The organism is Limnohabitans sp. (assembly GCF_044361645.1).
Classification (GTDB): Bacteria; Pseudomonadota; Gammaproteobacteria; order Burkholderiales; family Burkholderiaceae_C; genus Limnohabitans_A.
Genome location: NZ_JBIKIL010000012.1, coordinates 1 through 26,268 on the forward strand (window position 1 = coordinate 1; position 26,268 = coordinate 26,268).

The 26,268-nt window shown below is 61.6% G+C and carries 25 protein-coding genes and 2 pseudogenes; 6 read left to right on the plus strand and 21 right to left on the minus strand.

All coding sequences use genetic code 11. The features are described from left to right. The 8 genes from ACIQ39_RS03345 to ACIQ39_RS03380 all read right to left on the minus strand — a co-directional run. Nucleotides 1-531 (minus strand): CsgG/HfaB family protein (locus ACIQ39_RS03345; protein ID WP_396433199.1); only part of this gene is annotated, 531 nt, incomplete at its 3' end. 128 nt (nucleotides 532-659) lie between these two features. Next, on the minus strand, nucleotides 660-1,175 hold the full coding sequence (locus tag ACIQ39_RS03350) for a TIGR02281 family clan AA aspartic protease (RefSeq protein WP_396433200.1): 516 nt from the start codon (nucleotides 1,173-1,175) through the stop codon (nucleotides 660-662). A gap of 8 nt (nucleotides 1,176-1,183) precedes the next feature. Continuing rightward, nucleotides 1,184-2,524 (minus strand): M48 family metalloprotease, encoded by a 1,341-nt coding sequence (locus ACIQ39_RS03355; protein WP_396433201.1) that lies wholly within the window; start codon nucleotides 2,522-2,524, stop codon nucleotides 1,184-1,186. A 109-nt stretch (nucleotides 2,525-2,633) separates the two neighbouring features. Further along, the gene (locus tag ACIQ39_RS03360; RefSeq protein ID WP_396433202.1) at nucleotides 2,634-3,482 is read right to left on the minus strand and encodes a LytR/AlgR family response regulator transcription factor; all 849 of its coding nucleotides are present in this window, start codon (nucleotides 3,480-3,482) and stop codon (nucleotides 2,634-2,636) included. Nucleotides 3,483-3,605: 123 nt separating this feature from the next. Next, on the minus strand, nucleotides 3,606-4,739 hold the full coding sequence (locus ACIQ39_RS03365; RefSeq protein WP_396433203.1) for a sensor histidine kinase: 1,134 nt from the start codon (nucleotides 4,737-4,739) through the stop codon (nucleotides 3,606-3,608). Next, on the minus strand, nucleotides 4,736-5,863 hold the full coding sequence (locus ACIQ39_RS03370) for an alpha/beta hydrolase family protein (RefSeq protein ID WP_396433204.1): 1,128 nt from the start codon (nucleotides 5,861-5,863) through the stop codon (nucleotides 4,736-4,738). The genes ACIQ39_RS03365 and ACIQ39_RS03370 overlap by 4 nt, the downstream gene beginning before the upstream one ends. A gap of 10 nt (nucleotides 5,864-5,873) precedes the next feature. Further along, on the minus strand, nucleotides 5,874-6,359 hold the full coding sequence (locus tag ACIQ39_RS03375; RefSeq protein ID WP_396433205.1) for a DUF6622 family protein: 486 nt from the start codon (nucleotides 6,357-6,359) through the stop codon (nucleotides 5,874-5,876). Nucleotides 6,360-6,376: 17 nt separating this feature from the next. After that, nucleotides 6,377-6,790: a DUF2306 domain-containing protein gene (locus ACIQ39_RS03380; RefSeq protein WP_396433206.1), complete on the minus strand. Its 414-nt coding sequence runs from the start codon at nucleotides 6,788-6,790 to the stop codon at nucleotides 6,377-6,379. A gap of 241 nt (nucleotides 6,791-7,031) precedes the next feature. On the opposite strand from ACIQ39_RS03380, the gene ACIQ39_RS03385 reads away from it, so the two are divergent. Next, a complete protein-coding gene (locus ACIQ39_RS03385; protein WP_396433207.1) occupies nucleotides 7,032-7,862 on the plus strand; it encodes an undecaprenyl-diphosphate phosphatase in 831 nt (276 codons plus the stop codon). 13 nt (nucleotides 7,863-7,875) lie between these two features. On the opposite strand, the pseudogene ACIQ39_RS03390 reads toward ACIQ39_RS03385, so the two are convergent. The 5 genes and pseudogenes from ACIQ39_RS03390 to mutS all read right to left on the minus strand — a co-directional run. Continuing rightward, a pseudogene (locus ACIQ39_RS03390) lies at nucleotides 7,876-8,487 on the minus strand (alpha/beta fold hydrolase); the annotation flags it as partial. A gap of 351 nt (nucleotides 8,488-8,838) precedes the next feature. Continuing rightward, nucleotides 8,839-9,024: pseudogene (locus ACIQ39_RS03395) on the minus strand (alpha/beta hydrolase); the annotation flags it as partial. Between the two features lie 12 nt (nucleotides 9,025-9,036). After that, complete coding sequence (locus ACIQ39_RS03400; RefSeq protein WP_396433208.1) at nucleotides 9,037-9,273, minus strand: hypothetical protein; 237 nt, start codon at nucleotides 9,271-9,273, stop codon at nucleotides 9,037-9,039. A gap of 77 nt (nucleotides 9,274-9,350) precedes the next feature. Further along, the gene (locus ACIQ39_RS03405) at nucleotides 9,351-10,178 is read right to left on the minus strand and encodes a peptidase (protein WP_396433209.1); all 828 of its coding nucleotides are present in this window, start codon (nucleotides 10,176-10,178) and stop codon (nucleotides 9,351-9,353) included. A gap of 4 nt (nucleotides 10,179-10,182) precedes the next feature. Beyond that, complete coding sequence (gene mutS / locus ACIQ39_RS03410) at nucleotides 10,183-12,867, minus strand: DNA mismatch repair protein MutS (RefSeq protein WP_396433210.1); 2,685 nt, start codon at nucleotides 12,865-12,867, stop codon at nucleotides 10,183-10,185. A 122-nt stretch (nucleotides 12,868-12,989) separates the two neighbouring features. Between mutS and ACIQ39_RS03415 the strand changes: the two genes are divergently transcribed. Next, a complete protein-coding gene (locus ACIQ39_RS03415) occupies nucleotides 12,990-13,337 on the plus strand; it encodes a rhodanese-like domain-containing protein (RefSeq protein ID WP_396433211.1) in 348 nt (115 codons plus the stop codon). A 95-nt stretch (nucleotides 13,338-13,432) separates the two neighbouring features. Continuing rightward, nucleotides 13,433-14,791 (plus strand): hemolysin family protein, encoded by a 1,359-nt coding sequence (locus ACIQ39_RS03420; protein WP_396433212.1) that lies wholly within the window; start codon nucleotides 13,433-13,435, stop codon nucleotides 14,789-14,791. An 80-nt stretch (nucleotides 14,792-14,871) separates the two neighbouring features. Here the strand turns inward: ACIQ39_RS03420 and ACIQ39_RS03425 are convergent, their stop codons facing one another. The 3 genes from ACIQ39_RS03425 to ACIQ39_RS03435 form a co-directional block, all read right to left on the minus strand. Next, on the minus strand, nucleotides 14,872-15,825 hold the full coding sequence (locus ACIQ39_RS03425; protein WP_396433213.1) for an inositol monophosphatase family protein: 954 nt from the start codon (nucleotides 15,823-15,825) through the stop codon (nucleotides 14,872-14,874). 93 nt (nucleotides 15,826-15,918) lie between these two features. Beyond that, on the minus strand, nucleotides 15,919-16,230 hold the full coding sequence (locus tag ACIQ39_RS03430) for a hypothetical protein (protein ID WP_396433214.1): 312 nt from the start codon (nucleotides 16,228-16,230) through the stop codon (nucleotides 15,919-15,921). 12 nt (nucleotides 16,231-16,242) lie between these two features. Then, the gene (locus tag ACIQ39_RS03435; RefSeq protein ID WP_396433215.1) at nucleotides 16,243-16,473 is read right to left on the minus strand and encodes an addiction module protein; all 231 of its coding nucleotides are present in this window, start codon (nucleotides 16,471-16,473) and stop codon (nucleotides 16,243-16,245) included. A gap of 99 nt (nucleotides 16,474-16,572) precedes the next feature. Here ACIQ39_RS03435 and ACIQ39_RS03440 point away from each other — a divergent pair, with 99 nt between their 5' ends. Then, nucleotides 16,573-17,316 (plus strand): RNA methyltransferase, encoded by a 744-nt coding sequence (locus tag ACIQ39_RS03440; protein WP_396433216.1) that lies wholly within the window; start codon nucleotides 16,573-16,575, stop codon nucleotides 17,314-17,316. 11 nt (nucleotides 17,317-17,327) lie between these two features. Continuing rightward, nucleotides 17,328-18,095 (plus strand): serine O-acetyltransferase, encoded by a 768-nt coding sequence (cysE, locus tag ACIQ39_RS03445; RefSeq protein WP_396433217.1) that lies wholly within the window; start codon nucleotides 17,328-17,330, stop codon nucleotides 18,093-18,095. A gap of 53 nt (nucleotides 18,096-18,148) precedes the next feature. Here the strand turns inward: cysE and dnaG are convergent, their stop codons facing one another. Then, nucleotides 18,149-20,245 carry a DNA primase gene (dnaG, locus tag ACIQ39_RS03450; RefSeq protein ID WP_396433218.1) on the minus strand — a complete coding sequence of 699 codons (2,097 nt, stop codon included), beginning with the start codon at nucleotides 20,243-20,245 and terminating at the stop codon, nucleotides 18,149-18,151. 607 nt (nucleotides 20,246-20,852) lie between these two features. On the opposite strand from dnaG, the gene ACIQ39_RS03455 reads away from it, so the two are divergent. Next, the gene (locus ACIQ39_RS03455; RefSeq protein WP_396433219.1) at nucleotides 20,853-22,499 is read left to right on the plus strand and encodes an acyl-CoA synthetase; all 1,647 of its coding nucleotides are present in this window, start codon (nucleotides 20,853-20,855) and stop codon (nucleotides 22,497-22,499) included. Between the two features lie 32 nt (nucleotides 22,500-22,531). Here ACIQ39_RS03455 and ACIQ39_RS03460 read toward each other — a convergent pair whose 3' ends face one another. The 4 genes from ACIQ39_RS03460 to ACIQ39_RS03475 all read right to left on the minus strand — a co-directional run bounded on the left by ACIQ39_RS03460 (nucleotide 22,532) and on the right by ACIQ39_RS03475 (nucleotide 26,212). Continuing rightward, a complete protein-coding gene (locus ACIQ39_RS03460) occupies nucleotides 22,532-23,080 on the minus strand; it encodes an NUDIX hydrolase (RefSeq protein WP_396433220.1) in 549 nt (182 codons plus the stop codon). A 2-nt stretch (nucleotides 23,081-23,082) separates the two neighbouring features. Further along, a complete protein-coding gene (locus tag ACIQ39_RS03465) occupies nucleotides 23,083-24,399 on the minus strand; it encodes a TRAP transporter large permease (RefSeq protein WP_396433221.1) in 1,317 nt (438 codons plus the stop codon). Further along, entirely contained in the window at nucleotides 24,396-24,917 is a 522-nt protein-coding gene (locus ACIQ39_RS03470) for a TRAP transporter small permease (protein ID WP_396433222.1), read from the minus strand. Before ACIQ39_RS03470 ends, ACIQ39_RS03465 begins: the two co-directional genes overlap by 4 nt. Nucleotides 24,918-25,177: 260 nt before the next feature. After that, nucleotides 25,178-26,212, minus strand: coding sequence for a TRAP transporter substrate-binding protein (locus ACIQ39_RS03475; protein WP_396433223.1), 1,035 nt, complete (start codon nucleotides 26,210-26,212; stop codon nucleotides 25,178-25,180). Nucleotides 26,213-26,268: the final 56 nt, after the last annotated feature.

The window sequence follows — 26,268 nt, forward strand, 5'->3', positions numbered from 1 at the left end:
TTCGCGCTCGGACAGGCTGTATTCGCCAGCGCCTTGGGATGAGTACACCACTTCAGAGGTGAGGGTGTTGACGATGTTGAGGTTGACTTTGGCGTAGGCCACTTGGGTCTTGCCCCGGCCCAGGATGCCAAACAGCTGGCGGTCGCCCACGTCTTTGCGGCCAAATTCGGTCACGTCACCGGTGACCACATAGTCGGCCCCTTTGAGGTTTTGGTTTTGTTTTTTGAGGGCGGCTTCTTGTTTGATTTCGGTCATGGCCGAGCGGTCGAGCACGCCAAAGCGCTGCGATTGCTGCAGGTGGGTGACCAAGATGGTTTGCGCTTGGCTGCCCATGCGGTCTTCGTTATTGGAGAAGACACCGCGCATGAAGGACGAGCGGTTGTCAAATTGGCCCACCGATACGGGCACGCGCACGCCAGAGTATGGGCGTGCAGCCGATTCGACTTTTTGGATGGGCAGGGTGCGCGAGCCTTCTTGCACGCAGGCGCTCAGGGTCAAGGTGGTCAAAGAGATGAGAAGGAGCTTTTTCATGGGAAGGAATGCCTGAGGAAGGGGGGATTTTAGGTTAAAAATAAATCACTAAATTTTCATTTTTGGTTTTATTTTGCTGCGCATGGACGCTGGACGACCGCCGCAATTGGCTGGGTTGGGTTGAAGGTTCAAGGGCGCTTGCGCAGCACCATCTCGTCGCGCCGGATCTCCACGTCGAAGTGCCTCAAAAAGGCCTGACCCAGCAGCGCTTGTTCGGGCGGCATGCCGCTCAGGCCCACAGTGACGCTGGTGTCGTTGAGCACCAGGTGGCCCGCCCGCACGGGCACGTTGCGCACCAGTTGGCCGGGGCGCTGGCCGTTGGCGGTGTGCAAGGTGATGCTTTGGCCTGCAGGCAGTCCGGCTTGCGTGGCCAGCGCTTGGCTCACGCTGACATGGCTGGCCCCGGTGTCCACCAAAAAGCGCACGGGCTGCCGGTTGACTTCGCCCTCGACATGAAAATGCCCGTCGCGCTGGCGCGGAATCACCAAGTCACCCGAGCTCAGCGCATAGGGCTTGAGGCTGGCTTGGCGGTTTTGCTCGATGCGCTCAAACACCAAATACAGCACCCCGGCGACCGCCAGCCACACTGCGGCGATGGCGAAGGCGCCGAAGCGGGCGGTTTTTTGCAGAGATGGATCAGGCACTGGGGCTTTTATCGGACGCCCCAAGCTTGCAAACGGTTGGCGGCGTATTGCGCGGCCTGCCCTTGCTTGTTGGCTTGTAAAAATCGGCGGTACAAAACCGCAGCGTCTTGCCGGTTGCCGCTGCCTTCCAGCGCAATACCGCGCAAAAAAGTGATGCCGGGGTCACCCGGTAGCGTTTGCTCAAAGCGGGTCAGGTCTTCGTAGGCCTGTTGGGGTTGCTTGAGCTGCAAGGCCAACACGCCCGAGATTTTCTGCGCTTGCGCCTCTTGCGGGTAAATGCTTTGGCCAGTTTGTGCATAAGCACGGGCCTCTTGGGGTTTGCCCATGGCTTGTAGGCATTGGGCCATGCGCACGTGGGCGGCGTAGTCTCTGGGCGTGGCTTTGATGGCTTGGGCAAACGCCGCTTGGGCTTGGGGCAGTTGTTTGCGGCTCATCGCGGTTTCGCCGCGTTGGCAGGCTTCGATGGTGGGTTGGATGCGGCGCACGCTGGCGGTGCTGTCCATGAAGCGTTCGCGTCGGGTGGGCAGGCTTTTCGTGTTGGCGTATTGCGTGCTGGCCAGCCGCCCGGCGGTGGCCACGCGCTCGGCGCTCATGGGGTGCGAGCTGAACATGGTTTGCAAGAGGCTGGGGGCTTGCTTTTCTTCGTCGAGCAGCAGTTGGTGCAAGCGCACCATGCCGCTGGCGGGGTAGCCGCTGCGCACCATGTAGGCTTGGCCCAAGGCATCGGCCTCTCGCTCGTTGTCGCGCGAATACGAGGCCAGCAGCGCGCTGGCGCCAATTTGCCCACCCACCATGGCCAAGTTGCCCCATTGTTCGTTGGCCGTCAAGGCCACGCCCATCAAGGCCACGTTGGCCAACAAGCCTTGGCCGCTGCGCTGCGCAGAGTGGCGTGCGGTGACGTGGCCAATTTCGTGACCCAGCAGCGCGGCGAGTTCGGCTTCGTCCTTCATGGCCACCAAAATGCCGCGTGTCACGCCCATGGCACCTGCGGGGAAGGTGTAGGCATTGACGTAATTGGCGTTCAGCACCCGGTAGTTGTAGGGCATGTCGGGGCGGTGCGAGCGGGTGTGCAGCTCGCGCCCGAGTTCGCTGACGTAGCGGTTCACCGCCGGGTCTTGGATGGCCCCAAGGTCTTCAGAAAATTGGTGCGGCGCCTGTTGCGCATCGATGGCACGCTCTTGGCCCTCGGACATGCCGACCAAGATGCGTTCACCCGTGATGGGCGATTGGGCACAGCCTTGCATGGCGCTCAAGCTGGTGGCCGACACGCTGGCACCCAGCAGCCACAAGGCATGGCGACGGGTGAGGCGTTGGCGAGACAAGGCAAGAGACAGTGGGGCGTGTTTCATGGGGCTGTGTTGGCAAATGGTGGCTGAAGGCTGTTGAATTATTCAACACTTCGTATTCACCCCGCTCAGCTCGCCCCGCTTTCATTCGATTGCATGCGCTTGCATGCGCTCACATCGCCCGGAACAAATGCGCATACAGGCGGCTGACGCTCAAGGCTTCGTTGTGGTTTTTGAGGCGCAGGCTCAAGCGGCCCATGTCGTCGCGGGTGACGCTCTCGATGGCGCTGGCGCGCACCACGCAGCCGCGGTGGATTTGCCAGAACACTTGCGCATCGAGCCGTTGCATGAGTTCTTTGAGCGGGGTGCGCAGCAGCACTTCTGTGCCGTCGGTGGTGAACACGCGCACGTATTTGTCGGCAGCTTCTAAGCGCAGCACGTCGGCCACGGGCACCATGCGCAGCGTTTTGCCCACGCTCGCTTGCAGCAGTTGCAGCGGGGGCAAGTCGGGCTCTGGGTGATGGGGGTGGGTGGTTTCGATGCGCAGACTGAGCAGGGCGCGCAGTTGCGCCAGCACCGGGCCTTCTTGCAGGCCGTGCAAGAGGCCCGGTGCAGCGCTGTGCTGGGGGCGTTGCTGCAGGGCATGTTGCAGCCGCGTCACGGTCTGCACCAGCCGCTCGGCGCGCACGGGTTTGAGCACGTAGTCCACCGCCTGCGCTTCAAAGGCCTGGATGGCGTATTGGTCGTAGGCCGTTACAAACACCAGCAGCGGAAAGGCCTGCTGCTCGGGCCACTCCTCGGCCAGCTCGGCCACAGCCTCTAACCCGCTTTGGCCCGGCATGCGGATGTCAAAAAACAGCACATCGGGGCGGTGTTGCAGCGCCAGGGCCACGGCGCTCAGGCCGTCGCCCGCCGTGGCCAGCACGCGCAGCGCGGGCCACAGGGCCTGCAGTTCGTTTTGCAGGGTTTGGGCCAGCAGCGGCTCGTCTTCGGCAATCAGGGCGGTGGCGGGGGTGTTCATGCGGTGGCTATTTTGTCTTCGTAGGAGCCCACCCTATGGGCGATGGTTTTCAGGGCGTGTGCCACGCCCATCGCCCACAGGGGTGGGCTCCCACAAAAAGCATACGCAGTGGGGCGCCGCATTTCATGCTTTCTCATGAGGGTTGTTGAATGGCAATGTCAGCACCACGCAGGTGCCGCCGGTGGCCATGGGGGTGATGCGAATGCCAGCGCGTGGGCCATACAAGGTGTGCAGGCGCTGGCGCACATGGGTGAGGCCCCAGGATGTGTTGGTGCGGTCGGTGGCCGGGGTCAAAGGCCGGGCCGATTCGGCCAGCGCCAGTTCGCTGATGCCCAAGCCGTTGTCTCGCACCGTCAGCAGCAGCTGCGCACCCTCAGCGCGGGCCTGTACTTCGATGCGGCCACCGCTGACCTGGGGCTCCAGGCCGTGGCGGATGGCGTTTTCCACCAGCGGCTGCAGGATGAAACGCGGCACGGGCGCTGTGGCCAAGGCGGGGGGCAAGTTCAGATCAAACGCCATGCGTGGCCCCATGCGGATCGCCATCAGGCTCAGGTAGTCGCCCAATCGAGAGAACTCGTCGCCCAGCGGGTGCAGCGCTTGGTGCACGGGCAGTCGCGTGGCCTGCAGCGTGGTGCGCAAATAGTCGTTCAAGTGGTCGAGCATGGCGTGGGCTCGCGCGGTGTCTTGCCCGATCAGCGCCCGCAAATGCGCCAGCGTGTTGAACAGCATGTGGGGTTCGAGCTGCGACTGCAGCAGCATGAGCTGCGCCTGAGTCACCTCGTTGGCCAGCGATTCGGCTTTGCCGCGTTGGCTGAAATAGGCGACGAAGGCAACGCTGATGGCGATGGAGGTGACCATCAGGCCCAAAAAGCGGTTTTGGTTGTGTTCAAGTAAATCCCAAGTGGACTTGCCCGAATACGCATCGCCCAACAGTCTGCCCAGCAAAAAGCCCAGTGGAATGCCCACCAAGAGCATGAGCGTGGCGGGCAGCGCAGGCGGCCAGTAATAGGGCGCGGGTGAGCGCAGCAGGCGTTTGAATACAAAGCGCGGCACATCGGTCAGCAGCCAAATGAAGGTGGAGATGGCGTAGGCATAAACCAGCGACACATCCAAGGTGCTGGGGTGTCCTTTGGCCATGTTGCCATTCCAGGTGCTCAAGCCGATCAACAAAGCCACGCCCCACACGATCAGCAAGCGCTGCAGCAAGGGGCGACGGTGATGGGGCGGGAGCCAGGCAAGGAGGGTGTTTGTGTTCATGGCTGAGAGAGCTTTTGTTTGAAGAATAACGCGATCTGGTCGAAGGCTTTTTGGCGGTCTGCGTCGGTGAATGCGGGGTTGGGCAGGCCACCGCGCATTTGGGTGGCGGCCACGGTTTGGGCCAGGCTCACAGGCCAGGGCGAGAGCCAGTCAAAGTGGCCCGCTTGCGGGTGGTCTGACAGGTTGGTGCAGCTTGTGCAGTGTTTCAGCACATGCTGGCTGTGAAAGCGGGGCAGCAGCACGCCGTCATCGCCCGATGTGCTCAAGGCCACGGGGATGCGGATGCGCGCCAGGCTTTCGGGGGTAAAGATCACACCAACCGGCACGGCCAGGCTGACGGCGGACACACGCGGGTCGGGGCGCGGGTCATGGCCTTGGCCAGTTGCCTGGGCACTGCTTTTGCCGCCGTACACCACTTTCAAGTTGTCGGGGGCGTTGCTTTCTGTCAATACCCGTGCCATGAAGAACTGGGTTTTGCGCAGCAGTTGTCCCCCTGTTTTTCCGACCAAGCCGTTCAGGCAAAAACCGATGTCTTCGTCCAGGTTTTGCGCGCAGTGCATTGCCAAATCGAGCAGGCGCCACTGCGCCCCGGCCAGCACCAAGCCGGTCACGCCGCCTGCCGACATGCCGTGCACGCCCACGCGGCGGGTGTCCACCAACGCTGCCAGTGCAGGGTCACGCGCCACGGCGTCGATGGTCTCGATCACGTCTTGCGGGCGGGTTTTCCAGCTCTTTGGGCCTGCTTTGCTGAAGTCTTGCCAGTTGTCGCCCCGGTGCTCGGGCTGGGCCACCACAAACCCGGCGCGGGCCAGTGTGGCGGCCAGGGTGTGTTCGGGCAGGGCGCTGCCTGCGGTGCCGTGCGACAAGACAATCAGCGACCGTTTGCCCGATGCCGCTGTTGAATCTGTCGGCAAAGGCGCAGCGTTGCTGGCCACTTGGACCGTGAATGCACCGTAAGTGACGTCTTGGGCCGCTGCCGCAGTGGGGTAGACCAAGGTGATGGTCATGCCGCTTGACTGGATTTGGCGCATGCCCACAGAGGTGACTTGGGCCTGGCTGGCGCTGGCGGCCAGCAAGCTGAAGGTGCAAGCCAGGCGGGTGAAAGTTTTGAGAAGGGTGGTCATGTGGTTTCTTTCATTGCAGTTTCAAAAAACGCCAAACCCGAGCGATGACGATGCCGGACAACAGCCCATACAAGGCGCTGATGCCTATGGCCGCTTGCACGCTGCGCAGGGTTTCTGGCGCGATGGCGCTGAGCGTGCCCACGACAAATTTGCAGGCAAAGATGGCCATGAACAAGGCCAGTGGCCACCCACTGCCGGGCAAGGTGAAGCGCTGGGTAGCGGGGTTGTAGCTGGCCCCAGCGGGCGCGGCGCTTTGGCTCAAGGCCCAGCTCACGAACAGGCCTGTGAGTGCCCAACTGATCAGGGCGATGGCCAACCAAGGTGTGGGCCACCAAAGTTGCACCACGCTGATCAAGGTCACAACGGTCAGCGCGACTTTCGCGCCCAGCAGTTGCCTCTTGTGCACTTGCCGGGTACGGGTTTGGAGCCAACCCAGCGTGACCAAGCCGATGAATAGAAAGAGAACCCAGAGGGGGATGTGTTGAAGTGTTTGCATGTCGATGTTTTGGTGATTCAGATCCAACCCAGCCATTGGCCCCATACCAATTGGCCCAAAAAGCGCCCGGGCAGCAGGGTGAAGCTGCCCGTGACGATGCAGGCCCAGAAATACAGCTGTTGCATGGTTTTGCGGTGGCCGGTGATGTTGCCCGCCGCCAAAAACCGGAAGGCCCGGTAAAGGCTGAACACGGTCAGCGGAATGAGCCAATGGATGGGGGTGTAGCCCCAGAGGTTGGGCAGCCTGAAGTCGCGGATGAACAAGCCCGTGAGCGCGGCCCCCAGCATGCAGGTGACCCAGGCATAGCCCAAGGCGCGGTGCAGTTGGGGGCGGGTGATGGCGCCCATGCGGGCCCAGAGGACCCAAGGGCCGATGGCGACGGCGCTCAGCGCCAAGCTCATGTGGACGGCGATGGTGGGTGTGAGTTGCACAGTTTTCCTCCTGACTTCTTTTGGTGGCTGCACTGTGGCAGCTGCATCAGGCGGGATCAACGGGCTTGCGACGAACTGCACTGGCGCAGCGTGAACGGCGTTGGGTGGTCGTGAGCGGCCAGGCTGACAGGGCCTTGAGGTGCCGATGCGCCAGGTTCTGGCGAGCATTTGCACCGATGGGGGTGAGCCGTCACCACCCGTTCAGCGACGATAATCCACCCAGTTTTTTCGAGGAACGCTTGTGGATCTGATGTTGTTGCTGAAAGCCGCCGTGATGGGCGTGGTCGAGGGCTTGACCGAGTTTTTGCCGGTGTCTTCGACGGGGCATTTGATTTTGACAGCGTCTTTGCTCGGCTGGCACGGTGAGAAGGTCAAGCTGTTTGAGGTGGTGATTCAGACCGGGGCCATCTTGGCCATCGTGTCGCTGTATGCCCAGCGTTTGTGGCAAACCGTGGTGGGCTTGCCCACGCAGCCGCAGGCGCGGCGCTTCACGGCGAATGTGTTGATTGGGTTTTTTCCGGCGGCGCTGGCCGGTTTTTTGTTCATCGACGTGATCAAGGGCGTGTTGTTCTCGCCCATGGTCGTGGCCTTTGGGTTTATTTCGGGCGGCTTGGTGATTTTGTGGGTCGAGCGTTTGCAGCGCTTGGGCGCGGTCAGCCCCATCCAAGAGGTGGACGCGGTGCGCTGGACCGATGCTTTGAAGGTGGGCTTGATTCAGTGCGCTGCTTTGGTGCCGGGTGTGAGCCGCTCGGGCGCGACCATCATCGGTGCGATGTGGCTGGGCTTTAACCGCAAGGCGGCCACCGAGTTCAGTTTCTTCTTGGCCATCCCCATGTTGTTTGGCGCAGCGGCCTATGACCTGTACAAAAACCACGCGCTTTTGACCACGGCCGACATCCCGCTGTTTACGGTGGGTTTGGTGATGTCTTACCTGTCGGCCTGGGTGTGTGTGAAGTGGCTGCTGCGCTTTGTGGCCGACCACAGTTTTGTTGTGTTCGCTTGGTACCGCATCGTTTTTGGCTTGGTGATTTTGGGCACCAGTTACCTGGGCGTGGTCAACTGGGCGGCTTGAGCCCCCAAAGAGGTCAGGCCCCCATGTTGCGCAGGCTGGCCTCGATGGCGGCGGCGGTGGCCAAGGGTTTTTCCATAGGGAAGAGGTGCGAGCCGTCCAGCATCATCACCCGGCCTTTGACGACTTGGTGGGTCAGGTCGGTCCCGGCTTGGCGCATTTCGGCCGACTGCGTGCCACCAATAAAGGCCACCGGACATTTGAGAGGGTGCCGCTTGAGCAGGCTGTCGAGTTTGTGCGGCAGGCTGTTGTAGATCGCGGTTTCGATGTCACGGTCAAAACTCAAAACACGCTGGCCACCTTCGTCGTGGGTGCCGTGCGCGATGTAGTCGCGCAAGACCTGCGGGTCCCAGCGGGCAAACGATTTTTTTTGCTGAAAACTCTCCAGCGCAGATTCGGCATCAGGCCAATGGTGGCGACGTTTTTGGCTGATGCGACCGGGTGACAGCGCGCCCACCAAAGCGGTGCGCTTGGCCAGGCCCAAGGTGGTGGCACGCCAGCCGCCGAGCACGGGCGAGTCGATCAACAAGACGCCGCGCACCAGCTCGGGGTGGCGGGCAGCGCACATGAGGCTCAAAATGCCGCCCAGTGAGTGACCGACCAAAAAGGCGGGTTCGTCCGCTCTGTCTTGATCCTGCGGTGAAACATGCATGGACTGCCACGCTGCGCTCGCAGTGACGTGGGAGTTGTCTGCGAGGATGGCGGGGGGGCTGCCTGCGAAGTTGGCGGGGGAGTTGTCCGTGTGATTGAAGGGGGCGTTGTCCGCGTGCATGGACTGCCGCGCTGCGCTCGCAGTGACGGGGGAGTTGTCTGCGAGGTTGGCGGGGGGGTTGTCTGCGAAGTTGGCGGGGGGGCTGTTCGTGTGATTGAAGGGGGCGTTGTCCGTGTGATTGACGAAGAAGCCGTCATCGCGAGGGACGAAGCGATCCATGGGGCGGGTTGTGCCGGGGTGGGCTGTGCTGTGCTGGTGTTGCTTGTCACGCGCAAAGTCGGCCAGTTGCTGCACCAAGTGGGGCCAGTTGTTGGTGACGGGGTATTGCGGGTCGTGGCCGAATTTTTCGATGGCGTCGACGACAAAGCCGCGCTGGCGCAGGCTGTCGAACAGCACACGGTAGGTGCTGGCCGGAAAGCTGTTGCCGTGCGAGAAGATGATGCGAGGTTTCATGGCGGGGCGAGGTTATGGTTTGTGCATCGGCAAATGGGTGGCAGCGCGGTCGGAGATGGACGCTTCTCGGTGGGCGATGGACGCTTCGCGGTGGGCGATGGACGCTTCGCGGTCAGAGACCGCTCCTACAAAGGGCATGCCATGACGGTCAGAGCCGGCCACAACATGGGGGGGTGTGTAGGAACGCTCAGAGACCGCCCGCACATTGGGCGTGCCATGACGCTCAGAGACCGATCCTACAAGGGACATTCCATGGCGCGGTGCGTTGTGTAGGAGCGGTCTCAGACCGCGATCTGTGGACCCGGCCCATGAAGGGTCCTGCGCCATCAGATCAGCTTCTCTTCAGGCGTGGTGATTTTCTTGAGCGCGGCATTGCGCGTGGGCGGCACCATCAGCGGGATGTCGGTCGCGCCGCCGTGCCACATGGGGTCTTCGATGCTGTCGAACATTTGGCGCAGCTTGTCGCCCCAGCTCGTGCGCAGCATTTTGAAGTAAGGGTTGTGCTCGTCGATGCACATGATGCGGTCGGTCTGCAAGCGGCCCACTTGGTAGACCACCATGTCCAGCGGCAGGCCCACCGACAGGTTGGATTTGAGGGTCGAGTCCATCGACACCAGGGCGCATTTGGCGGCTTCGTCCAAAGGGGTGTTGGGGGTGATGACGCGGTCCAAAACGGGCTTGCCGTATTTGGATTCGCCAATCTGAAAGTAGGGTGTTTCGTCGGTGGCTTCGATGAAGTTGCCGGGCGAATACACCTGAAACAAGCGCATGCCCTCGCCGCCAATCTGACCGCCAAAAATCATGGACACATTGAACTCCACACCCGAGGCGCGCAGCGCTGCGGCGTCGCGCTCGTACACGCGGCGCACCGCCGCGCCCAGCACGCGGGTGGCGTCGAACATGCTCTTGGCGTTCCAGATGGTGAGCGGTTCGTCCAGACCGGGTTCGACCAATTTTTCAATTTGCAGCACCTCGCGCACCGACTGCGAGACGCTCAGGTTGCCCGCTGACAACAGCGTCATGAAACGGTCGCCCGCTTTTTCGTAGACGATCATTTTGCGAAAGGTGCTGATTTGGTCCAGGCCCGCGTTGGTGCGCGAGTCGGACAAGAACACCAAACCGGCGCGGGTTTTGACGGCAACGCAGTAAGTCATGGATTCAACTTTTGGGCAAAAGACGCTGCAAAGCATACAGGGCATCGAGCGCCTCGCGGGGGCTCAAGGCGTCGGGCTTGATTTGGGCCAAGGCCACTTCGATCGGGCTGGGGCCTGTGGCTTCGGTCTCGGGTGGCGCGGCAAACAGGTCGACTTGCTGGCGGCTTTCAGTGGCACCGGCTTCCAGGGCGCTGAGCGCATGGCGTGCGTGGTGGAGCACGGCCGCTGGCATGCCCGCCAGCCGCGCCACTTGCACGCCGTAGCTTTTGCTGGCGGGACCGGGTTGCAGCTCGTGCAAAAACACGATGGACGCGCCGGACTCGGCCGCACTCACATGCATGTTGACGGCCGCGGTGTGCGTGGCCGGGAACTCGGTCAGCTCGAAGTAGTGCGTGGCAAACAGCGCAAAGGCCTGGGTTTTGTTGTGCAGGTGCGTGGCGATGCCGCTGGCGAGAGCCAGGCCGTCAAAGGTCGAGGTACCGCGCCCGATCTCGTCCATCAGCACCAGGCTGTGCGGCGTGGCGCTGTGCAAGATTTGCGCGGCTTCGGTCATCTCCAGCATGAAGGTCGATTGGGCATTGGCCAGGTCGTCGGCCGCGCCGATGCGGGTGTGGATGGCATCGATGGGGCCTAAGCGGCAGCGGCTGGCGGGCACATGGCTGCCGATGCTGGCCAACAGCACGATCAGGGCCACCTGGCGCATGTAGGTCGATTTGCCGCCCATGTTGGGGCCGGTGATGATTTGCAGGCGCTGCTTGGGGCCCAGCACCGTGTCGTTGGCGATGAAGCTGGCGCCCGTGCCGCCTGTGGCACCCCTCGAATAGCCTTGGGCCAAGCGCGCCTCGACCACCGGGTGGCGGCCTTGGCGAATCTCGATGCAGGGCTCTTTGGTGAATTCGGGCGCGCACCAGTTCAGGGTCAGCGCGCGCTCGGTCAGGGCGCACAGCGCGTCCAGGCTGGCCATGGCTTGGGCCAAAGCGCTGAGCGCGGGCACAAAGGGCTGCAGTTGGTCGAGCAGGCCTTCGTAGAGCCACTTCTCGCGGGCCAAGGCGCGTTCTTGGGCCGACAGGGCTTTGTCTTCAAAGGTCTTGAGTTCGGGCGTGATGAAGCGTTCGGCGTTTTTCAGGGTCTGGCGGCGGCGGTAGTCGTCCGGCACTTTGTCGAGCTGGCCTTGCGTGACCTCGATGTAAAAGCCGTGCACCTTGTTGAATTGCACGCGCAGGTTGGCAATGCCGGTGCGCTCTTTTTCGCGGGTTTCCAGGTCGAGCAAAAACGCATCGCAATTCGTCTGTATGTCGCGCAGCTCGTCCAGCTCGGCGTCCAGACCGTCGGCAATGATGCCGCCGTCGCGCACCAGCGCGGCGGGCTCTTCGAGCAGGGCCATGTGCAGCAGCTCGGCGCAGTGCGCTGGCGGTGTCAGCCAGCGGGCCATGCCCGCCAGCAAGCTGCCGGGTTCGGTGTTCAGGGCTTGAAGTTGCTCCGACAGCGCAGCTGCACGCGCCAGCGCATGGCGCAGGGCCACCAGTTCGCGCGGGCGCACCTGTCGCAGCGCGGTGCGGGCGGTGATGCGTTCCACATCGCTTGCGCCTTTGAGTTGTTCGCGCAGGCCGCTCCACGCGCCAGTACCGCTGTCGCCACGCAACACGGCTTGGGCTTGCAGGCGTTGCTGCGCCACTTGCCGGTCTCGTGGCGGGCTGAGCAGCCAGCTTTTGAGCAAGCGGCTGCCCATGCCGGTCATGCAGCTGTCGAGCAGCGCAAACAGCGTGGGTGCATCGGCAGCGCTCTCGCCGCGCAGGGTTTGGGTCAGCTCCAGGTTGCGGCGGGTGCTGGCGGGCAGGTCAATGAGCGTGTCTGAGCGCTGCACCTGCACCCGCTGCACATGCGGCAGGCTGCGGCCTTGGGTGTGTTCGGCGTAGGTCAGCAGCGCGGCGGCGGCGGCATGCGCGTCGGCCAGCGTGTCGGCGCTCCAGGCGGCCAATGAGGCGGCTTGCAGTTGCTCCAGCAGCTTGCGCTGACCCAGGCCGGCGTCAAACTGAAAGTCAGGCCGTACAGCGAAGGACCAGGCCCCACGCCCTGTGGTTTTCAGGCCGCGCAGTTTTTGCTCAAAGCTGGGTGTCACGCCCGCGCTGGCCAGCAGTTCGCTGGGGCCGATGCGGTCGATCCAGTCGGCCAATTCATCTTGCGCGCATTCGGCCAGGTGCACCACGCCTTGGGTGACGCTCAGCCACGCCAGGCCGCAGCGGTTTTTGCCCGCTTGGTGCACGGCCAGCAAAATCGCTTCGCTCTTGTCGGACAGCAGCTCGCTGTCGGTCAGGGTGCCGGGTGTGACCACACGCACCACTTTGCGCTCCACCGGGCCTTTGGACGTGGCCACATCGCCCACTTGCTCGCAAATGGCCACCGACTCGCCCAGCTTGATCAAGCGGGCCAGGTAAGTTTCCATCGAATGAAAAGGCACGCCCGCCATCAGCACCGGCTGCCCGGCCGACTGGCCGCGCCGCGTCAAGGTGATGTCGAGCAGGCCAGCGGCTTTTTCGGCGTCGCCAAAAAACAGCTCGTAAAAGTCGCCCATGCGGTAGAACACCAGCGTGTCTGGGAATTCCGCCTTGATGCCCAGGTACTGAACCATCATGGGCGTGTGGCCAGCGTAGTCAGCGGGGCTGGGGGCAAGAGAGGTGTCGTTTGGCATCAAGGGCTGGGCCGACTCGGCAAGGGGTCACCGGGGCAGGGTGCGGTGGTGGGGCAGCACTGATTTTATTCGGCGCGGGGTACCATGGCTGCCCTTGACGTGATGCATGAAGATTTGAACCCATGGAATTCCTGAAAAACTACTGGCCCTTGTTGGTCTTGGCCCTTTGGTTGGGCTACAAATGGTGGAACGCCCGGCGTGTGGTGGCCCTGCTGCCTGCCTTGAAGCAGCAAGGCGCGACACTGCTGGATGTGCGCTCGGTGGCCGAATTTGCCAACGCCAATGCGCCCGGCACGGTGAATATCCCCTTGCAGGAATTGGGTGCCCGCTTGGCTGAAATTCCGCGCAATGCGACGGTGGTGGTGGGCTGCGCCAGTGGCACCCGCAGCGGCATGGCCAAACTGCTGCTCAAAAAGAAGGGCTTTGCGCCGGTTCACAACATCGGGGCCTGGTCCAACTTTATGAAGTGATGCTGCCAGGTGGCCGTGAAGGTCTTTCGGGGACTGAATTGCATTTGCTTACAATGTAAGTCTGTCAACTTTCAGGGCTCAGGCGAGCCCCTTGTATGGAAATAGCGATACTTTTTGCCCTCATCTGCCTGAACGGGGTGTTTGCCATGTCCGAGATTGCCTTGGTCACGGCCCGCAAAACCCGGCTTCAAAAGCTCATCGATGAGGGCGACAGCGGCGCAGCAGCCGCGGTCAAGCTGGGCGAAGACCCCACGCGATTTTTGTCCACCATCCAGATTGGCATCACCTCCATCGGTGTTTTGAACGGCATCGTGGGCGAGGCCGCTTTGGCCGCCCCCATGGCTTTGTGGCTGGTGTCCTTGGGCGTGCCCGAGTCATACGCCAGCTTTGGGGCCACCGGCATCGTGGTTTTGACCATCACTTATTTTTCGATTGTGGTGGGCGAGTTGGTGCCCAAGCGCATCGGTCAGTCTTACCCCGAGACCTTTGCCCGCCTGGTGGCCCGGCCCATCAACTTTTTGGCGCTGGCCACCAAACCGTTTGTGATTTTGTTGTCGGCCTCCACCCGCGCCTTGCTGCGCCTGATGGGGGTGAAAGAGACCAAGGGCACGCCCGTGACCGAGGAAGAAATCCACGCCATGTTGGTGGAAGGCACTTCGGCTGGCGTGATCGAGTCGCATGAGCACACCATGGTGCGCAACGTGTTTCGACTGGACGACCGGCAAATCGGCTCACTCATGGTGCCGCGTGCCGACATCGTGTCCTTGGACATCGACGACCCGTTTGAGGTCAACCTCCAGCACATCGAGGACTCTGACCACGCCCGTTTCCCGGTGGTGCAAAACGGCATTGAAAACATTTTGGGCGTGATCAACGCCCGCCAGTGGCTGGCACGGGCTTTGAAAGACCCCAGCCAATTGCAGTCGCTGCGCGATCAGCCCTTGCAAAGCGCTTTGTATGTGCCCGAAACCATCACCGGTATGGAGTTGCTCGACAACTTCCGCTTGTCCGATGTGCACATGGCTTTTGTGATCGATGAGTACGGCGAGGTGCAGGGCATCATCACGCTGCAAGACCTGATCGAGGCGATCACGGGTGAGTTTCAGCCGCGCGATCCCGAGACTTCGTGGGCGGTGCAGCGTGAAGACGGCAGCTGGCTGCTGGACGGCCACATTCCCGTGCCCGAGTTGAAAGACCGTTTAGGTCTGGAAGAGGTGCCCGAAGAAGAGCGGGGCCGCTACCACACCCTGAGCGGCATGATCATGCTCTTGACCGGCACCTTGCCTAGGGTTGCCGACTCGGTGGTGTGGGAAGGCTGGACGCTGGAAATTGTCGATATGGACGGCCGTGCCATCGACAAGGTGCTGGCCATGCGCCTGCCGCCCGATGAGGCTGAGCCCGATGAGGGTGAACCCGATTCGGCGTCCGAGCACAACAAACAAAGCGCTGATTGATCGGTTTGTCTGAGCTGTGAATGAAAAAAGCAGCGCATCAAGCTGCTTTTTTCATGGTGCTCAAAGGCTTTGTGCTGGCTTCAAAAGGGCGCGTCTTTGTGCGCGGTGCGGGTGTCGGCGTGCAGCGCTGTGGCCGTGTCTTCGGCGTCTGGTTTGTGCGTGTCTGCAGTGCGTTCGCGGCTCAGGGTGTCAACGGCCATGCGCACGGCCGCTTTGTCGCCAGCGCTGGCAAATTTGCTGTAGCGCCCCAAGATGCTGACCAGCTGGCCGTAAATGCGCGGTGCACCGGCCAGGCATTCTTTTTGTTCCAGAAAGTCGGACTCGCCGGTGAAGTTGCCGATCAGGCCACCGGCTTCGGTGACCAAGAGCGAGCCCGCAGCCACGTCCCAAGGCGACAAGCCGGTTTCAAAGAAGCCGTCGGTAAAGCCTGCGGCCACATAGGCCAGGTCGAGCGCGGCAGCGCCTGGGCGGCGCAGGCCAGCGGTGCGCTGCATCACGTCGCCCATCATGCGCAGGTATTGGTTGAAGTTGTCGCCCTTGCGGAAGGGAAAGCCCGTGGAGATGATGCACTCTTCCATCCGAATGCGCTTGCTCACGCGCAGGCGGCGGTCGTTCATGAAGGCGCCCCGGCCTTTGGTGGCGGTGAACAAGTCGTTGCGGGTAGGGTCGTAAATGACGGCTTGCTCGATCTTGCCGCGCACCTGCAGCGCAATGCTCACGCAGTAAACAGGAAAGCCGTGGATGAAGTTGGTGGTGCCGTCCAGGGGGTCGATGATCCAGATGTGGTCGGACAGCGGGTTGCCAAAATCGCGGCCCGACTCTTCGGCCAAGATGCCGTGGTCGGGGTAGGCGGTCAGCAAGGCCTCGATGATGACTTTTTCGCTGGCGTGGTCGACTTCGGTGACGAAGTCGTTGACCTGTTTTTGCGAGATGCGAACCGCCTCAAGGTCAAGCGCGGCGCGGTTGATGATGGCGCCAGCGGCGCGTGCAGCCTTGATGGCCACGTTGAGCATGGGGTGGAGATTGGACGACATGAATTGTGTGAAGAACGGGTGTAACGCACGCACGATCGCGGCGACAAGAGGTACATTTTCTCACGAAAAGACAAACAAACCGTCGCTGGTGCGTCATAAGCTTTGACGTTCACGCAGCCACTCTGGTGAACGCCGGGTGTCCAGCACGGCCATTACAGTGGCTTTTTTGCCTTCGAGCAAATAGTAAATGGCAAAGGGAAAGCGGCTACCCAAGCTTCGAAACGCGCCGCTGGGTTGAACTTTGATATGAACACCGGCACTGATTTGCAAGGCGTCAATGTCAGCGTACAAGCTGTTTAAAAAGTAAGCGCCTATGCCAGTTTGCTGGTGTTCGTAAAACCAGTAAGCCGCCAGCAAGTCGTCTTGAGCCGCTTGCGTGATCTCAATGGACTCGCAGCCATTCATGGCTTGCCTGGCTCAGTGGCTTGGGGTTTGGCGGGTGAGGGTGCGCAAGTGCTCTTTGGCCTGATCCCAAGGCAGACAGTTTTCCTGGCCTGACTTCAGGCGTTCCAATCGTGCAGCAAGCACCTGCTGATGCCATGGGGGGGTCATGTCTTCAGTGGGGTTTTGAGACAAGGACTGCCACAAAATTTCCATGGCCAGCAAGCTTTCCGCTTTGGGCAAGTCTTTCAGTTGGTCAAAGTTCATGGGTTTTCCTGCAAGTCTGGTGGACTTGCCCAGTTTAGCAAAATGAAGCTTGAAGGCCTGCACCCGAGCTCTGAGGTTTCTTGCGTGGACAATCGGGCCATGCAAACGCGATTCATCTTGATAGACACCAGCCATGCCGGCAATGTGGGCGCTGCCGCTCGAGCCCTGAAAGTCATGGGTTTTGACGACTTGGTGCTGGTGGCACCGCGCTGGCCCAATGTGCTGCGCAAAGAAGAAAGCATCCAGCGCGCCAGCGGGGCGGGCGACGTGCTGGCCAAGGCCCGCGTGGTGGCAACGCTGGACGAGGCGCTGAACGGTGTGACCCATTTGTGTGCCACCGCCATGACACCGCGCGACTTTGGCCCGCCCGCCCGCTCGCCGCGCGAGCACTTTGCCGAGTTGACCCGGCCCGGTGCCCCCGAGCAGTGCGTGGCCTTCTTGTTTGGCTCGGAGCGCTTTGGCATGAAAAACGAGGACGTCTACCGCTGCCATGTGGCGCTGTCGATTCCCACCAACCCCCAGTTTGGCTCGCTCAATCTGGGCTCGGCCATTCAGGTGCTGGCCTATGACTGGCGCTTGGCTTTGGGCGGTTTCCCGGTGCACAACGCGGTGCCACCTGCTGACAAAGCCGATGCCCAGCAGGTGGCGGGCATGCTCCAGCACTGGGAACAAGCCTTGACCGAGCTGGGCTTTCTGGACCCGGCTGCGCCCAAAAAGCTCATGCCCCGTCTGAACCAACTGTTCAACCGGGCTGAGCTCAGCCCAGAAGAAATTCACATCCTGCGCGGCGTGGCCAAGGCCATGATCCAAAACGCTGCCAAAGCCGACCCAGCCAAGGGATAGACTCTGATCTTATGTTTTCACGCCTTCGCTCCGACATTCAGTGCATTCTCGACAGAGACCCCGCAGCCCGTACCGCTTGGGAGGTGCTGACTTGCTATCCCGGGCTGCACGCTTTGGTGCTGCACCGCAGGGCCCACTGGTGCTGGCACCATGGTTTCAAGTGGCTGGCTCGTTTCATCTCACACGTCTCGCGTGGCTTGACGGGCATCGAGATCCACCCCGGTGCCAAGATCGGTGAGCGGGTGTTTTTTGACCATGCCATGGGCGTGGTGGTGGGGGAGACCGCCGAGATCGGCGATGGCTGCACAATTTACCAAGGTGTGACTTTGGGCGGTACCTCGCTGTACAAAGGGGCCAAACGCCACCCCACGCTGGGCCGCGATGTGGTGGTCAGTGCCGGGGCCAAGGTGTTGGGCGGTTTTGAGGTCGGTGATGGGGCCAAGATCGGCAGCAATGCGGTGGTCATCAAGCCCGTGCCTGCCGGGGCCACGGCGGTGGGGATTCCGGCGCGCATCATCCCCTCCAAACAGGGTGAAAGCGCCGATGTGTCGGGCACCGAACGCAAGTTCAACGCCTACGGCATCACCCAAGACGACGACCCGGTGAGCCAAGCCTTGCGCGGCCTGATCGACAACGCGGCCGGTCAAGAGGCGCAAATGGCCTTGATCTGGAAGGCTTTGGAGCAGCTGTGTGCGCAGCAGCAAATGCCCATGCCGGGCAAGGCCGCCAACCTTGGCTGTTTTGAGGCCGACAAGCTCAACCAATTGCTCGACAAATAAGGCGCGCTTGGCGGTCAGTGCTCGAGCCCAATCGATACCCTGCGGCCCCTTATTCAGGCATCTGCCGACATGCGGGCGGCTTCGGCGGCCATCAACGCTTTGCGGCGTTCGTGCAGGCTGCGCCAGCGTTGCTGGGCTTCGGGGTCTTGGCCGCTGCTGGCTTGGACCAGGGCCTCGGTTTCGAGTTGCTTGAGGCGGTCGATCATCAGCAAGTGCAACAAGCGGCGCAGCTCTTGCCGGGCTTCGAGCGGGTCGGGTGGGGTGGCGTCTTCGCTGCCCGGGGTCATGCCCAAATGGTCTTGGGCCATCCAGCGCCTGGCCTCGTCTGCGAAGGCCTGGCCTTGCATCTCGGCCTGCAAAGCCGAGCCACCCAAGGCACCGTGCTCATGGAACTGCGACTCAAGCCATGCGAACAAACTGCCATGCGGTGCAGGCAAAGCGCACAGCAGGGCGTGGTCTTCACCGGCCAGCGTCTCCCACAGCGCCATGTTGCCCAGCAGCAATCGCGCCGCGTGGTCGGCCCGGCTGGCGGGCACGGTGCGCGGGCCGGTGTACTCGGGCACGGCTTCGCGTTTGAACTTGCCTTTGCCAAACTTGCTGCCCGGTGTCCAGTTGGGGTTTTTGCTTGGCCACGGGTTGGCTCCCGAGTTGTAGGCGCTGCCGTAAGCCGGTGCTGCGTTGGCCAGCGCACTGTCGCCCGTCCAGCCGGGAGGGGAGCCATAGTGGGGCTCAAAATGGTGTGCCTTGTCTTGGCCGTGCGGGCCAGCAAGGCCGAAGTCTGCGCCGGTGTGCGGGGGCATGGACGCCGCAGTCGGGCCCCGCCCAGCAGGCGCAAAGCGCTGTTCGCTGGCCGTTTGCTGGGCCCAGAGTTTTTCCAGGCCTGCGGTTTCCAGTTGGATGAGCTGCGCCAATTCGGCCAAGAGTTGTTGCTTGAGCGCGCCTTCGGGCAGCAACTGCCACAGCGGGCGGGCTTGGCTGGACAGGCGGGCCCGGCCTTCGGCGCTTTGCAGGTCGCAGTCGGCGCTGGCCGCTTCGATCAAAAAGCGCGACAGCGGCATGGCTTGCTTGATTTGCTGCGCGAAAGCCTCTTGGCCAAATTCGCGCACGTAGCTGTCGGGGTCGTGCTCTGCGGGCAAAAACAAAAACTTGATGCTGCGCACATCGGTGGCGTAAGGCAGGGCACCGTCGAGCGCCTTGCGCGCGGCGCGGCGGCCAGCGCCGTCGCCGTCGAAGCTGAAGACCACCGAGTCGGTGAAGCGAAACAGCTTTTGCACATGCTCGGGCGTGCAAGCCGTGCCCAGCGTGGCCACGGCGTTGGCAAAGCCCAGCTGGGCCAGTGCCACCACGTCCATGTAGCCTTCGGTCACCAGCACATAGCCCGCGCTGTGCAGGGCCTCACGGGCTTCGTACAGGCCGTACAACTCGCGGCCTTTGTGGAACACCGGGGTCTCGGGTGAGTTCAGGTATTTGGGGGTGCCCGAGCCGATCACTCGACCGCCAAAGCCGATGCACTCGCCCTTGATGTTGCGGATCGGGAACATGATGCGGTCGCGAAAGCGGTCGTAGCGTTTCTCGTCTTCTTCGTTGACGATGACCAAGCCCGACTCGGCCAACAGCGGGTCGTCGTATTTGGGAAAGATGCTGGCCAGATTGCGCCAGCCTTCGGGCGCATAGCCCAGGCCAAAGCGCTTGGCGATCTGACCCGACAGGCCTCGGCCCTTGAGGTAGTCGATGGCGTGCGGCGAGATCTTGAGCTGCTCGCGGTAAGCCTCACCGGCTTTTTCCAGCACATCGCTCAGGCTGTCTTGCTTGGCTTTTTGGGCAGCCGCTTTGGCGCGGTCTTCGGGCGACAGCTGTTCTTCGGGCACCACCATGCCGGTTTGTTGGGCCAGGTCTTTCACGGCCTCAATGAAGCTCATGCCCGCGTGCTCCATCAAAAAGCCAATGGCGTTGCCATTCTTGCCGCAGCCAAAGCAGTGGAAAAACTGCTTGGTCGGGCTGACGCTGAAGCTGGGTGACTTTTCGCCATGAAAAGGGCACAGGCCCATGAAGTTGGCACCGCCTTTCTTGAGCTGCACGTACTTGCCCACGATGTCGACCACGTCGACGCGGGACAGCAAGTCCTGAATGAAAGACTGGGGGATGGCCATAAGATATTTTCGCCGATGTTCGGGCAGGCTTGAGTCTTGCAGTATCACCGCATGCGCGGCACCCAAGATGTCATTGCGAGCAAAGCGCGGCAATCCATGCGTTTGTGGACCACTCCGTCATTGCGAGCGCAGCGCGGCAATCCATGCGTTTGTGGACCACTGTGGATCGCTTCGTGCCTCGCGATGACGCCATGCCCGTCATTGCGAGTTGCGCCATTCCCGTCATGACGCCATTCCCGTCCTCGCGATGACGCCATGCCCGTCATTGCGAGCGCAGCGCGGCAATCCATGCGTTTGTGGACCACTGTGGATCGCTTCGTGCCTCGCGATGACGCGATTCCCGTCATTGTGAGCTGCGCCATGCCCGTCATGACGCCATTCCCGTCCTCGCGATGACGTCATTCCCGTCATTGTGAGCGCAGCGCGGCAATCCATGCGTTTGTGGACCGCTGTGGATCGCTTCGTGCCTCGCGATGACATCATTCCCGTCATTGCGATGACGCCATGCCCGTCCTCGCGATGACGCCATGCCCGTCCTCGCGATGACGCCATGCCCGGCATTGCGAGCGCATTGCCTAAAATGAAAGCAATAAGCCAGGAGACCCCCATGACCAGTATCTTTGACCAAGACTTGCCCCAGACCCCCGCCAACCACGCCCCGATGTCGCCCTTGAGCTTCATCGAGCGCACGGCTGAGGTCTATCCTCAGCGCTTGGCCATCGTGCACGGTGACTTGCGCCAAAACTGGGCCGACACCTACCGGCGCTGCTGCCAACTGGCCAGTGCGCTGGCGCAGGCGGGCATTGGCAAAAACGACACGGTGGCGGTGATGCTGCCCAACACGCCGCCCATGGTGGAGGCGCACTTTGGCATTCCCATGGCGGGCGCTGTGCTCAACGCCCTGAACACCCGACTCGACCCGGAGACGGTGGCCTTCATGCTCGACCACGGCGAGGCCAAAGCGGTGATCGTGGACCCGGAGTTTGCGGGGGTGATGAAAAAAGCCCTGGCGCTGCGCCAGTCCCCACGGCCCATGCTGGTGATCGACGTGGAGGACGCGCTGTACACCGGCCCCACCGTCAAGCTGGGCACGCTGACTTATGAGGCCTTTGTGGCCAGCGGCGATGCCAACTTTGCCTGGAGCCTGCCGGCCAACGAATGGGACGCGATTGCGCTGAACTACACCAGTGGCACCACCGGCAACCCCAAGGGCGTGGTCTACCACCACCGGGGCGCAGCCACCAATGCGATTTCCAACATTCTGGAATGGGACATGCCCAAGCACGCGGTCTATTTGTGGACGCTGCCCATGTTCCACTGCAACGGCTGGTGCTTTCCGTGGACGGTGGCGGCGCGTGCGGGCGTGAACGTGTGCCTGCGCAAAGTCGATGCGCAGGCCATGTTCGACGCCATGCGCGACCATGGCGTCACGCATTATTGCGGCGCGCCCATCGTGCACGGCCTGCTGGTGAACGCCCCAGCTGCGATGAAAGCGGGCGTGCCCGCAGGCATCCAGGCCATGGTGGCGGGCGCTGCGCCGCCGGCCTCGATGATCGAGGGCATGGAGCAGATGGGTTTTGATTTGACCCATGTGTACGGCCTGACCGAGGTCTATGGCCCCGCCACCGTGTGCCCCAAACACCCCGAGTGGGATGCCCTGGACATTGGCGATCGGGCCCGGCTGAACGCCCGTCAGGGCGTGCGCTACCACCTGCAGCGCGATGTGCGGGTGCTCAACCCTGAAACCATGCAGCCTGTGCCGCAAGACGGCGAGACCATGGGCGAGATCATGTTCAAGGGCAACATCACCATGAAGGGCTACCTGAAGAACCCCAAGGCCACGCAAGAGGCTTTTGCGGGCGGTTGGTTCCACAGTGGTGACTTGGCGGTGCAGTACCCGGACGGCTACTTCAAGATCAAAGACCGCAGCAAAGACATCATCATCTCGGGCGGCGAGAACATCTCATCGATCGAGGTCGAAGACGTGCTTTACCGCCACCCCGCGGTGCTGGCCGCCGCCGTGGTGGCCAAGCCCGATGCGCGCTGGGGCGAGACGCCTTGTGCCTTTGTGGAGCTCAAAGCCGATGCCCAGGTCACCGCCCAAGACATCGTGGCGCACTGCAAGCAACACCTGGCGGGCTTCAAGGTGCCGCGTGCTGTGGTGTTTGGCGAGTTGCCCAAAACCAGCACGGGCAAGATTCAAAAATTTGAGTTGCGCAAGCAGGCGGGGTCGGCCGCGGCGATTGACGTTTGAGCGTCTGGCGTTGAACGCCCAACGCCCAAAGCTCAAGCGATGTCGAAAGCGTGGGTGGCAAAACGGCCCGCACGCCGGTCGGCAAAGTAGTGCACCAGCGTTTCCTTGACGGTGCGAAAGGCCAAATCGTCCCAAGGGATTTCTTCTTCTGTGTACAGGCGCGCTTCCATGGTTTCGTGCCCGGGCTCGAACACGTCGCTGGTCAAGCGCGCCCGGTAATACAAATGCACCTGGCCCACACGCGCCACGCTCATCACGGTGAACAGGTCTTCCATGATGAACTGCGCGCCCGCTTCTTCGGTGGTCTCGCGGGCCGCACCCTCTGAGGTGGATTCGCCCAACTCCATGAAGCCTGCGGGCAAGGTCCATTTGCCTTTGCGCGGCTCGATGTTGCGCTTGCACAGCAGCACCTGATCGCCCCAATGCGGCACCGTGCCCACCACGTTCAGGGGGTTTTCGTAATGCACCGTGTGGCAGACGGTGCAAATCGCGCGCAGCTTGGTGTCGCCGTCGTCGGGCAGGCGGTAGGCCACCGCTGCGCCGCATTGGCGGCAATGGCGAATGGCTTCACGTGAGTACATGGTCAAATTTTCAAGACGAATAAAACAACAGAAGGCACAAAGACAATCAGCAAAATGCGCAGAATGTCAGAGGCCAAGAAGGGCATGATGTAGCGGAAGATGTCTTTCATCGGCACATCTTTCGTCATGCTGCTGATGATAAACACGTTCATGCCCACGGGCGGCGTGATCAGGCCAATTTCGACCACCATGAGTGCCAATATGCCAAACCAGATGGCTTTGGACTCGGGGTCCATGCCCCACAAATCGATGCCCATGATGATGGGAAAGAAAATCGGGATGGTCAGCAGCAGCATGGACAAGCTGTCCATCACGCAGCCCAGCACCAAATAAATGCCGATGATGGTGAACAGCACGGCCAAGGGCGACAACTCCATGCCCACCACCCATTTGGCCAGTTCGGTGTTGACCTGGGTCAGCGCCAAAAACACGTTCAAGATGTCGGCGCCCAGCAAAATCAAAAAGATCATGCCCGTGCCAGCGGCTGCGCCGTACAAACATTGCAGCAAGCCTTGGCCAAGCAAGCCGCCCGATTTCCAGGCCACAAAGGCGGTGGCCACAGTGCCAATGGAGGCGGCCTCGGTGGGGGTGAAAAAGCCACCGTAAATGCCACCGATGACGACCACAAAAATCAGCAAAACAGGCCAGGTTTCGACCAGCGCGGACAGGCGCTGTGACCAGCTAAAGCGCACGCCACGCGGCGCATCTTGCGGGCTGACCCGGGCGATGATGGCAATCACCAGCATGTAGCCAATGGCGGCGATGATGCCGGGCACAAAGGCTGCCAGAAACATCTTGGCGATGTTTTGCTCGGTGATGATGGCGTAGATCACCAAAGGCACCGAGGGCGGAATCAAGATGCCCAAAGTGCCACCGGCCGCGATCACAGCGGCCGACAAGCGTTCCGAGTAGTTGTGCGCCTTGAGTTCGGGCAAAGCCACTTGGCCCATGGTGGCCGCCGTGGCCAGCGAGGAGCCGCAAATGGCGCCAAAACCGGCGCAAGAGGTGACGGCGGCCATGGCCATGCCGCCGCGCCAGTGGCCAATCATGGCGTTGCCTGCCTGGAACAAGGCCTTGGACAGGCCGCCGTTGGTGGCAAACTGGCCCATCAGCAAAAACAGTGGCACCACCGACAAGTCGTAGGTGGAGTAACGGGCAAATGCCGCGTTTTTGAAAAAGCTCATCAGCGGGTCCCAGCCCGCCACCATGGTGTAACCCACGGTGCCTGTGAGCAACATGGCCACACCAATGTGGATGCGCAGCGCCAACAGCAGCAGCAGCACAGCAAACATCAAACCACCCCATTCGATGCCGCTCATGATTGGGCCTCTTTCATTTTTTCAACCGCACGGTAAAGGGCTGTGAGCGACAGCAGGGCAAAGGCAGGCACCAAGGGCACATAAGCCCACCAAGTGGGAATTTCCAGCAGCATGGAGGCGTCAAAGCTGCCGCGCAAATCGAGCAGGCCCACCCCGACGCGCCAGCTGATCAGGCCAGCAAAAAACGCCAACAGCAAATGGGCCAGGGTGTCGAGCACGGCGTTGAGCCGGGCAGGGGCTTTGGCGGTGAAAAAGTCCACGATCACATGGCCCGAGATCCAGTGGGTGTAGGGCAGCGACATGGCCACCGCACCCGCGCACATGAACTGCACCAACTCATAGTCGCCCAGCAAAGGGGCATCAAAAAACGCACGGCCCACGATGCTGCGCAAAGACATGAAGGCCATGGCCAACAAGGTTAGGCCAGACAAAATGGCCAGCAGTTTGCACAGGCGGTCCAGCACCAGGCCCAGGCCGTGGTACTGACGGGTAGAAAGGACATGAACAGCTTCAGCCAAGGGGCTTCTCCTTGTGGCTCAGGACCGGTGAGCTTGTCAAATGGCGAGGCGAATTGCGTTGGTGGGTCATGGCAAGGCTGAGTTTTTGGGGTCATCCCGGGTCTGCATTTTGCGTCATCCTCAGCCTGTCATTCATGCCATTCCACGTGTGCTGTGGGTGTCACTTCGTGCGGCTCAAGGCGGTCAGCGCCAATTTGTCAGGCAAAAAAATGGGGTGGGCCGCAGCTCACCCCATGGCGCACAAAGTCAGACGGAAGTCTTTACTTGGTGTATTGCTTGACCAGGTCTTGTGCTTCCTTGAGCAAGGCCGCACCATTCAGGCCGCGCTTGTTCATGCTCTCCACCCACTCGTCGTCTTGCTCCGCGGTGGCTTTCTTCCAGCGGTCCAGCTCCGCCGGTGGGATCACCGAGATGGTCTGGGTTTTGGTGTCGGCAAACACTTTGCGGCTGGGCACATCGTTGCCCTCTTGGGTGGCCCCCAAGAAGGCCGAAAACTCGCGACCAGAGTTTTTGTCGATGACCGCTTTCAGGTCAGCAGGCAGCGAATCGTACTTGGCCTTGTTCATGGGCACCACAAAAACCGTGGTGTACAGGGCTGGGTAGCTCTTGTCGGTCTCGGCGCTGAACTTGGTCAGCTCATGCACCTTCAGGCCAGGGGCCACTTCGTACGGAATCACGGCCCCGTCGATCACCCCTTTGGACAAGGCTTCGGGCACTTGCGGCACGGGCATGCCCACAGGTGTGGCCCCCATTTTGGTCAACATCTTGGTCACGTTGGCGGTCGGGCCGCGCATCTTCAAACCCTTGAGGTCTTCCATCTTGGTGATGGCCTTATCGCGCGTGAAAATCACGCCAGGGCCGTGCACGTGGACGGCCAGCAGCTTGACGTCTTTGTGCTCATCCATGGCGTTTTTTTGCACAAAGTCCCAAGCCGCGCGGCTGGTGGCGGCGGCATTGGTCATGGTGAAGGGCAGCTCAAACACTTGGGTTTTGGCAAAGCGACCAGCCGAGTAACCGGCCACAGTCCAAACCACATCGGCCACGCCGTCTTTGGCTTGGTCATACAGCTGCGGTGGGGTACCACCCAACTGCATGGCGGGGAAGATTTGGCATTGCAGGCGGTCTTTGGAGTCGCGTGCAATGTTTTTGCACCAGTCGCCCAGCATGGTGGTGTGCTGGATGGACTGTGGGCCCAAAAAGTGGTGCACCTTCAGGGTGATGGTCTGGGCGTGCACCCCAAAACCAACGGCCATCAGGCCTGCGGCCAAGGCCGTTTGTTGTAGGAATTTCTTCATCGACTGGTCTCCATCATGGGTTGAAAAAAACGATCATAAACCAACCGTACGGTCGG